Source organism: Burkholderia sp. 22313, from assembly GCF_052045245.1.
Lineage (GTDB): Bacteria > Pseudomonadota > Gammaproteobacteria > Burkholderiales > Burkholderiaceae > Burkholderia.
In genome coordinates, this window is record NZ_JBQEON010000068.1 from 1 (window position 1) to 4856 (window position 4856).

6 protein-coding genes and 1 pseudogene are annotated in these 4856 nt (G+C 64.3%); 2 read left to right on the forward strand and 5 right to left on the reverse strand.

Annotated elements, in window-relative coordinates; genetic code table 11:
- Window positions 1-44: 44 nt before the first annotated feature.
- Window positions 45-802, forward strand: a protein-coding gene (locus ACTJKF_RS31135) for an IS5 family transposase (protein ID WP_440628511.1) whose coding sequence is annotated in 2 segments (ribosomal slippage) — window positions 45-360 and window positions 360-802 — 759 coding nt in all. Because the reading frame shifts where the segments join, the coding sequence is not laid out codon by codon here.
- Window positions 803-967: 165 nt separating this feature from the next.
- On the opposite strand, the gene ACTJKF_RS31140 is transcribed toward ACTJKF_RS31135, so the two are convergent.
- The 5 genes and pseudogenes from ACTJKF_RS31140 to ACTJKF_RS31160 form a co-directional block, all read right to left on the reverse strand.
- Complete coding sequence (locus ACTJKF_RS31140; RefSeq protein WP_440628956.1) at window positions 968-1183, reverse strand: oxidoreductase-like domain-containing protein; 216 nt, start codon at window positions 1181-1183, stop codon at window positions 968-970.
- Window positions 1184-1337: 154 nt separating this feature from the next.
- Window positions 1338-2051 (reverse strand): SDR family NAD(P)-dependent oxidoreductase, encoded by a 714-nt coding sequence (locus tag ACTJKF_RS31145; RefSeq protein ID WP_440628958.1) that lies wholly within the window; start codon window positions 2049-2051, stop codon window positions 1338-1340.
- Between the two features lie 106 nt (window positions 2052-2157).
- Window positions 2158-2802, reverse strand: a pseudogene (locus ACTJKF_RS31150) (sterol desaturase family protein); the annotation flags it as partial.
- Window positions 2803-2946: 144 nt separating this feature from the next.
- Complete coding sequence (locus tag ACTJKF_RS31155) at window positions 2947-3219, reverse strand: DUF2827 family protein (RefSeq protein ID WP_440628964.1); 273 nt, start codon at window positions 3217-3219, stop codon at window positions 2947-2949.
- 85 nt (window positions 3220-3304) lie between these two features.
- Window positions 3305-4165, reverse strand: a complete 861-nt coding sequence (locus tag ACTJKF_RS31160) for a YadA family autotransporter adhesin (RefSeq protein WP_440628960.1) — start codon at window positions 4163-4165, stop codon at window positions 3305-3307.
- Here ACTJKF_RS31160 and ACTJKF_RS31165 point away from each other — a divergent pair.
- A partial coding sequence (locus ACTJKF_RS31165; RefSeq protein WP_440628962.1) for a hypothetical protein occupies window positions 4164-4856 on the forward strand: 693 nt, incomplete at its 3' end. The two genes, ACTJKF_RS31160 and ACTJKF_RS31165, sit on opposite strands and share 2 nt — an antisense overlap.

The window sequence follows — 4856 nt, forward strand, 5'->3', positions numbered from 1 at the left end:
ACTAGGGCGTGTTCACACTATCGGTTTGAGGTTATGCTTCGGAGATGGAAATCTCCGAAGCCCAATTCAAACAGATCGAACATTGCCTGCCGCGCCAACGAGGCAATGTAAGTCTGTCGAACCTGCAAGTGCTCAATGCAATCCTTTACGTAGCCGAGCATGGCTGCAAGTGGCGCGGCCTGCCTTCGCGCTTCGGCCGTTGGCACACGATCTACACGCGCATGAACCGCTGGTCCCGCAGCGGTGTGCTGGACCGGGTGTTCACGGAGTTGCAGCGCGCGCAGATTATCCGTGTCCGGATCGAAGCGGTATCGCTGGATAGCACAATCGTCAAAGTTCATCCTGACGGGACCGGCGCATTAAAAAAAACGGTCCACAAGCCATCGGCAAATCTCGCGGAGGATGGACAACCAAGATTCATATGGTTGCCGCGGATGCTCGAACAGCCGTAACGTTTGCTCTGTCGCCCGGCCAAGCTGGCGATGCTCCGCAGGGGCGCGCACTTCTCGAAAGTCTGGGGCCGCCGAACCGGCCGCTGTACCTCCTGATGGACAAAGCGTACGAGGGCAACGAAACCCGGCAACTCGCGCTCGACCTTGGCTTCATTCCCGTCGTACCGCCGTTGCGGACACGCGTTGAGCCTTGGGAGTACGACCGCGAAATGTACAAGCGTCGCAACGAAGTCGAACGACTGTTCCGCCGCTTGAAGGGCTTTCGGCGCATCTTCTCGCGCTTTGACAAGCTCGATGTGATGTTCATTGCCTTTATCAACTTCGCCTTGATCATTGAAGGCTTGCGATAGTGTGAACACGCCCTAGGCGTACGTCCCTGCGCCGCGGACGGGCATCGCCGCGGCGTGCGCCGGGGTCGCATCCGGCATGACCACCGCGATGCCGCGGATCGGCGCGGCCGCCGGCGCGGCAACGAAACGGCAAATGTCCCGTCGCTCGCCGGCATCGCAATCACGTCACTGGTGATGCCTGGGTTGCTTCTGCTGCTTCTGTTGGGCGTGCCGCGCTTCCCATTCGGCCAGTTCGACGCGATAGCGCGCCAGCGCTTCGTCGTACAGGTCGAACACGCACGGCGAGCAGCCGCTGTTGCAGCAGTCTTCCAGTTCGGGTTGTTCGGGTGGGGTCGGACGCGGATCGTCGTCTGGCGTATCCGCTGGAGGTGGGTTCGGCACGGCGGGTTCCGGTGACAGGGAACGGTCAGTATACGGCCATCCCGCCACCGGTTCACGCCCGCGCACCGGCAAACGCGGCCGGCGTCGCAGCGGCCGGACCGTCGTGCGGGCAGGCCGCGCCGCGCGATCGGTCCGCCATCGCATTTGCCGTCCGCTAAGCCACGCGACCGCTCACCGGAATCAATGCGCCGGTGATCGCCTGCGCATCGTCCGACAGCAGGAACCCGATCGTCGCCGCGAGCTGTTCCGGGCGGACCCAGCGCGAGAAATCCGCGTCGGGCATGTCCTTGCGGTTCGGCGGCGTGTCGATGATGCTCGGCAGCAGCGCGTTCACGGTCACGCCGCGATCGAGCAGTTCCGCCGCGAGCGCCTCGGTAAGCCGCGCGACGCCCGCCTTCGCGGCCGCATATGCGCCCATCCCCGCCCCGGCCTTGAACGCCGCGCCCGCGCCGATGTTGACGATGCGGCCGGCCGGGCTCGCCACCAGGTACGGCAGCGCGGCCTTCGACGCATTCAGCGCCGTCTTCACGTTCAGTTCGTACATGCGGTCCCACGTGGCCGCATCGCCGTCGGCGATGGTCTGCCACACGAACGCGCCCGCGATGTTCAGCACCGCGTCGACGCGGCCGAATTCGCGATTCACGGTGTCGAGCGCGCGGGCCGCCGCCTGCGGATCGACGAGATCGATGCCGCCGATGCGCAACGCATCGGCCGGCACGCCGGGCAACGCCTGCGCGTCCGGGGCCGCGCCGCGGCCGATCAGCGCGACGCGGGCGCCGCGCTCGCCGAGCCACGCGGCGGTGGCGACGCCGAGATGGCCGAATCCGCCGGTGATCGCGACTGCCTTGCCTTTCAGGTCGTGTTCCATCGATGTGCTCTCCTGGGTCCAGTGGGGATTGGATGTGGCGGGGTCCGGGTTGGGTGCCGGCCGTGGCACGGGCGTGCCGGCCAGCGTTTCGACAGCGTAGCGCCGTTCACGCTTGCGTGCGCGCGGCGACGAGGTTGCGGCGACGCAGTTGCTCGGTCGTCTCGCCCTGGTTGTCCGGACGCCAGCCCGGCGGCAGCATCACGAAGCGCAGCGCGGTCCATGCAGCGCGGGCCGTGGCGACGTCGCGCGCCAGGCTCGCCCAGTGCTCGAGTTCGACGACGAACGGATTGCGCGAACGGGTCGGCGTGACGAGACTGTAGCGGCACGGTTCGTCGGCACGCTCGGCGACGTAGGTGCCGAACAGCCGGTCGAACACGATCAGCACGCCGCCATAGTTCGCATCGAGGTAGTCGAGGTTCGACGCATGGTGGACGCGATGCGCGGACGGCGTGTTGAACACGTATTCGAGCCAGCCGAGTTTCGGCATCCACGTGTTGTGCAGCCAGAACGGGTACATCAGGTTGAACGACAGGATCGCGAGTACGGCTTCCGGGCGCACGCCGAGCCAGACGAGCGGCGTGAAGCACATCGCCGCGCCGGCGATCTTGCCGGTCCAGCCGAGACGGAACGCGGACGACAGCGTCAGCTGGTTCGGCGCATGATGCACCGCATGGGTCGACCAGAAGAAGCGAACCCGGTCCGACGCGCGGTGATACCCGTAGTAGCAGAACGCCTGGCCGACGAACACGAGCAGCGCGAAGGTGGAGTGGACCAGTTTTCCCGCTGGTCTGCCCCGGATTCAGAAAATGATCGGCCGACATCGAGCTGCGCGTGCGCCGTTTGCAGGCCGATCACTTTCGCCGGCGGCGCGGCAGTCAGATATTCCTGCGCGTCCTCAGCACCACCATCGCCACCGTTGACACGGAATACTGTCTCGACGAGCGGCGATTAATGGGGCGAGCCAGCCGACGTCGAGCCAGCCCGCCATTTCGATCGCCACGTCGATCAAGTCGGTCGCCTCTCGCGGCGCAATCAGTCGAAAGCCCGCACTTTCCGGCTCGACGTCGTCGGGCAGGCACGACTGATCGCCACGATTGAGCAACAACACTTCTTCGACGAACGGCAACGCACGCATCAGGCGGCCCGGATGGAACACGTTCTGGCCCAGGCCGTTTTCGCAGACGCGCTAGCCGGCGAGCGTGAGAACCGGGATCCGATTCACATGATGATTCACCCGAGAGCGTATGTGCCGCTTACCACTGGTAGGATGCGCCAGCGCCGTACGTACTGCCGCCCGCGCCGTTGATCGCCACCCCTCCCTTGACCTTCAGGTTGTTCGTGATTCGAGCGGAGAAACCGACTGCCATTGCCTGATAGCCCTGGTAGCCGGCCGTTCCTATGCCGACCGAGAGCGTCTTCCCGGGATCGACTTCGGGAATCATCGTCAGCGCGGCGGCGCCGGCAATGCCGGAATAGGCCATCCTTGCCACCTGGTTGACGTTCGACTGCACGGCTCCCAGTTGCGACAAGTTGACCGCATCCGTCGGATTCATCCCGGGCGCAACGTTCGTGATCCTGCGTTCGTTGCCTGGCGAGCCTACCGACACCGTGTTCGCTTCGCTTGCGACCGAGTTTGCGCCTAGCGCAACCGAATTCGCCGCTGTCGCTGCCGCTCCCGCACCCAGCGCGACCGAGTTGCTCCCCGCAGCGAGCGCGTTGGTACCGGCTGCCGTGGCGGAGCTGTCGGCGGCCTGGGCTGCGGCGCCTGTCGTGGCCGACACGGCCGACATACCCTGAACAAGTTGCGCGGCAGAGACTGCTTTCGTACTGGTCGAGAGCGATCCCGAACTGGTGGACAGAGAAGCCGTCGCGGGCGATGTGGTGCTTTGCGCGGTACTGGTACTTGTCGAGGTCGATGTCGAGAGCGCGGTGGAAGTAGACGTACTCGTGCCTTGCGATCCACCTTTGCCGAACCCCGGTGAGTTTATCTGCGTGGACAGGGAGGCCAGCCCCGTCGACAGCGATGTCACCGCGGTACTCAGCGTCGTCACCTTGCCGTTGGTCGTGCTCAGGCCGGTCGAAAGAGACGCGACGCCGGTGAAGAGCTGAACCATGCTGGTCGATGTGGAAACGCTCAACGTCGAAAGGTTGTTATTGACCGTGCTCAGGCTGTTGAGCCAGGAGGAAATCGAGCCGGAATACGACGTCGACAACGAGGCCAGATTGCTGTTTGTCGTGTTCAGGCTCGTGGAGAGCGAAGTCACGCCGGTCGCCGCCGCGCTGATTCCAGTTGATGCCGATGTCGACAGGCTGGTGACGCTACTGTTGGTCATGATCAGACCCGTCGACAGTGAACCGACGCTGCTGTTGGTCGTGTTCAAGCTCGTCGAAAGCGAGCCGACCGTGCTGTTGGTCGTGTTCAAACCCGTGGAGAGCAAACTGACATTGCTGTTCGTCGTGGTCAGGCTCGTCGACAGCGAGCCGACGCTGCTGTTTGTCGTATTCAGGCTGGTCGACAGTGAGGTCACGCCGCTTTGTGCCGTGCTGATTCCTGCCGCGGTCGAAGTCGACAGGCTTGTCACGCTGCTGTTCGTCGCGTTCAAGCCGGTCGACAGCGAGCTGACATTGCTGTTGGTCGTATTCAAGCTGGTCGACAATGAACCCACGTCGGTCAACTCCTGCGTCGACAACGCACCGAGCGTGCTGTTCGTCGTGCTCAATCCCGTCGACAGTGAGCCCACACCACTTTGTGCCGTGCTGATTCCTGCCGCGGTCGAAGTCGACAGGCTTGTCACGCTGCTGTTC